Below are 4,142 nucleotides of genomic sequence, written 5' to 3'. Positions count from 1 at the left end.
TATTATGAAGCAGTAGAATGGCTTAAAAAAGCCCGTGATGCTTATCTTGCCTCGGGGAGAGAACAAGAATGGTCAGATTACCGTACTAAATTAATAACTGTTCATGGCCGAAAACGCAAACTAATGGGGTTAATTAAATCCTATTTATTATTAGGTTAATTAACAATTGCCTTTTGAATTTAGCAACGCCCCAAATAGCTTTTCCGCTACTGGGCTACTTGGCTAACCTGACTTGCAACTCCAGGCAATTCCGACCATTGACCTGTAAGCGATACTCCACCCGATCCATTAGTCGATGGATAATTAGCCAGCCATAGCCATTTTCCTGTAAATCATCTGGATTTGGTTCTGTATAAGTGGATGGATCAAATCCTTGACCATAGTCCCAAATCTCCAGAGCAATATCCCGTTCTTTGAGTTCTAGGCAAATCAAGACCGGTAAATTCGGCTGATCGCGATGAGCATGACGAACTACGTTAGAGTAAGCTTCCACTAACACCAATCGCAAACGATTGGATAGACTAGGCCAATCAACACGATTTCCGAGTTCAACCTGCAAAATCCCTAGAAACCAGTTTTCGACAATGCTCAAAAACTTCAGGTCACTCGGTATCTGTAGTTCTGTTTTCATCCACTACAATACCTCCAGAGATACTAGGGTTTGGTCGTCTTCCTGAATCGGGTTGGTACGCTCTCGAATCCGAGCTAATAAATGACTCAGGTCAAAGGGAGCAGGTTCCTGAAGCAGAAGCTGCCAAAGACCCGATGACTCAAGCCTAGAGCTGGTGCTGGTTGACCCATGGGATGAAGAACCTGTCACTGGATTCACTGGATTCAGGGTTGCTTCCGTAATTCCATCACTTGTTAGTAGCAGGATGGTACCTGAATTTAATCTTAAATGTCCTGACTCCGCCTGCCAATTTGGCAAAATGCCCAAGGGAATACCCCGAACCTGGAGGTAAGTCGGCTCTGGAGTTTTTGACTCTGAGTGTTGTTGGACTACTTGGTGATGAGACCAAACCATAGGATAGCTATGACCAGCATTAGCATAAACCAACTGTTGCTTGTCAGGGGTATAACGAGCCAAGACCAGGGTAATAAAACAGTTGGTATGATAGAGGTCATCTGACATGGTGTGGTTAAGATTTTGGATCACTGTTTTTGGGTCTGGGGATGTTTCTTGAGCAAGTTCCCGTCGTAACATCGACATGGCACTGGTCATAAATAAGGCAGCAGGTACCCCTTTACCGGACACATCTCCAACTGCTAGCCATATATCTCCTTGGGGATGAACATACACTTCAAAAAAATCCCCACCAACCTGTCGCGCTGGGGTGCAGTGAGCTTGCACTCGCACCTGTTCCATCTCTGGCCAACTCTGACGCAGCAAATTATTCTGAATCTGGCGAGCTACATCTAGTTCATCCCGCATCTGCTGAGCCTGTAACTGGGTGCGTTGGAGTAGTTTTGCCTGAGAAATCGCTAACGCTGCTTGTTTAGCAACGGCTTCTATCAGCTGGATATCTTCTTTATTCCAAGACCCCTCACTCCCTTGCTGGTAGAGACACAACACCCCTAAGATCTGTTGTTGGTCCGGTAAGGGAACGATCAACTGCACCGAATTCTGATCATCCCTTGTTTCTTGCCACGACTTAGTCTCGGGTTTATCTAATACCTGTTGTATCATCAAATCAGTATCAGGGATATGAGGTGTCTTGCCATCCCCAGAAACCTTGTAGGTGAAACATTCTGGTGTGAGTTGGTTGAACTCTACCGGTCGCAGGATACAAGCCGTAGCATCAAAGGCTTGACCCATGGTGGTCACTACCTTTTGCAGTAGATTACTATAATCTAGGGATTCTCGAATTGCCGTTGTCACCATATTGAACAATTCTTCCCGTCGTAAGGCCCGAGAAAGTTCCCTGGTTCTTTTTTTTAGCACTTGGTAAGTTTCCGCAGCTTGTCGCACCACTGCTTTTAGTTCCTCACCCTGCCAAGGCTTTGTGATGTACTTATAGACCTGACCTGAGTTAATTGCTGCCACCAAATCTTCTATATCTGTGTAGGCAGTCAACAGGATGCGAATCGTATCTGGAAAAGGTTCTACTGTCCTGCTCAAGAATTCTGTGCCATTCATCCCTCCTAGGCGCTGATCTGAGATAATAATCGCCATCTCTCCTTCGGTGTCCAAAATATCTAAGGCGGTTATGGCATCATTAGCTCTGAATACTTGAAATTTTCGGCGGAAGGTTCTGTAAAGTAGATCTAAGTTGTCAGACTCATCGTCTACTACCATCAATTTCAGTTTGCCTTGATTTCCCTGACTCATCAGTAATTGTGGTTTGGTAAGGGGAAAACCGAAAACCCCTGTGATTTTAGGCATGGGCAGGAGGCTTTCCCCTTTGAGTTTAGCTTGGAGTTTCTGTATGTCCCTAGAGTCCACTGTTGGCGAAGTCGCCATTAAGCAAAACCTCGAACAGTTTCTCCTAGTGCTGTCGGTGTCTTTGAGTGTGGCAACCCTATCTCGAATTTTTTCCTGGTTCCGTAAAATTCCTTACACCCTATTACTGGTAATTGTCGGGTTAGCCTTGGCCTTTGTGGATGTCCGACTGGTTAACTTATCACCAGAACTGATTCTGGAAATTTTCCTACCCCCCCTACTCTTTGAAGCCGCTTGGAATATCCGCTGGCGCGACTTACGACGGGATTTGGTCCCCGTGAGTCTATTTGCGATCGTTGGGGTGATTATTTCCGTAGTTGGCATTGCCTTTGCCATCAATCAGCTGACAGGACTACCCCTGACCATTGCTTTATTGGTTGGAGCCAGTCTTTCTGCCACTGACCCAGTTTCGGTTATTGCCCTATTTCGGGAATTGGGTGCGGACAAACGCCTCAAAACCCTGATGGAGGGGGAAAGCCTATTTAATGATGGGGTAGCAGTGGTTGCTTTTAGTTTATTAGTCGGACTACCCCTAGGACTAGAAGAATTTTCCATTGCCACTAGTGTTGCCCGTTTCTTAGGGTTTGTGGGGATTGGGATTGGCATCGGTTGCATCATTGGTTTTGGCATTTCCTACGCCACCCAACGCTTTGATTTACCCCTGGTGGAGCAATCCCTGACCTTGGTTTCTGCTTATGGCACTTATTTAATTGTGGAGGAACTAGGGGGATCCGGGGTGATTGGGGTAGTGACCGTTGGGGTGATCTTGGGCAATTTTGGCTCCCGCATTGGTATGAACCCCCGTACCCGGTTGATTGTCTCTGAGTTTTGGGACTTCTTAGCCTTTTTTGTGAACTCGATTGTCTTTCTACTGATTGGTGACCAAATAAAGATAGCTAGTTTAGGGCAAAATATTAACTTAATTGGGGTTACTATCTTGGCTGTACTACTGACCAGAGCGATCGCAATTTATGGTTTGGGCGCATTCAGCAATATCTTGGTCAATTCTCAAATTGGTTGGCGGGAACAAACCGTCCTATGGTGGGGTGGCTTGCGAGGTTCGGTTTCCATTGCTCTGGCCTTAAGTGTGCCAGTTGTGTTAGAAGGACGGCAAGATATTATCGAAACTGTGTTTGGCGTGGTACTGTTTACCCTGCTAGTCCAGGGGTTAACCACTCGATGGTTTCTCGAAAAGTTAAATTTAATTGGTGACCAACCCCTACGTCAGCAATATTCTGAAGTTCTTGCCCGTCGCATCGCCCTGAATCGGGTCAGAAATTATCTTGAAGAGGGCTTAAACACCACAGAAATCGATTCCGACCTGTGGCGCTATCAAACCAAACTTATCGATTCCCAACTGACAACGATTAACGATGAAATTGAGGAGTTACGGAGTAAGCACCCTGAACTCCAAACCCTTGACCTTGAGCAACTTCAAGAAACAATGTTAGATATTGAAGCTGATACCTACGCCGAATTTATTCGTTCTGGACGGCTCAATGAAAACCTTTCGCCGATTATGCAGCAGGTACTTATTGATGCAGATCAGAAAACTATTGATATTGAGAGTGTTACTTGACACTCCCCGCCCTGGAAGGACGGGGATTCTTGTTTCAACGAGGTGACTTGTTATCCCTTGCCGGAGCCAGGAAAAATAGAGGTCTCCTCTCCCCAAGCGTAGTTGGTCTTTGACCTAGGTTTC

General features: G+C 45.9%; 3 protein-coding genes. 1 reads left to right on the top strand and 2 read right to left on the bottom strand.

All coding sequences use genetic code 11. The features are described 5' to 3' along the window. Positions 1-214: 214 nt before the first annotated feature. Positions 215-631, bottom strand: coding sequence for an ATP-binding protein (locus F6K37_RS33680; protein ID WP_008191695.1), 417 nt, complete (start codon positions 629-631; stop codon positions 215-217). A gap of 3 nt (positions 632-634) precedes the next feature. Next, positions 635-2,329 carry a SpoIIE family protein phosphatase gene (locus F6K37_RS33675; protein ID WP_044495852.1) on the bottom strand — a complete coding sequence of 565 codons (1,695 nt, stop codon included), beginning with the start codon at positions 2,327-2,329 and terminating at the stop codon, positions 635-637. Between the two features lie 97 nt (positions 2,330-2,426). On the opposite strand from F6K37_RS33675, the gene F6K37_RS33670 reads away from it, so the two are divergent. Continuing rightward, positions 2,427-4,019: a Na+/H+ antiporter gene (locus F6K37_RS33670; protein WP_287255079.1), complete on the top strand. Its 1,593-nt coding sequence runs from the start codon at positions 2,427-2,429 to the stop codon at positions 4,017-4,019. The last annotated feature ends 123 nt before the right edge of the window (positions 4,020-4,142 follow it).

It is taken from the genome of Moorena sp. SIO4E2, from assembly GCF_010671945.1.
Classification (GTDB): Bacteria; Cyanobacteriota; Cyanobacteriia; order Cyanobacteriales; family Coleofasciculaceae; genus Moorena; species Moorena producens.
Note: the sequence above shows the minus strand (reverse complement) of the source record. Positions and strands in the feature narration are given on the sequence as shown.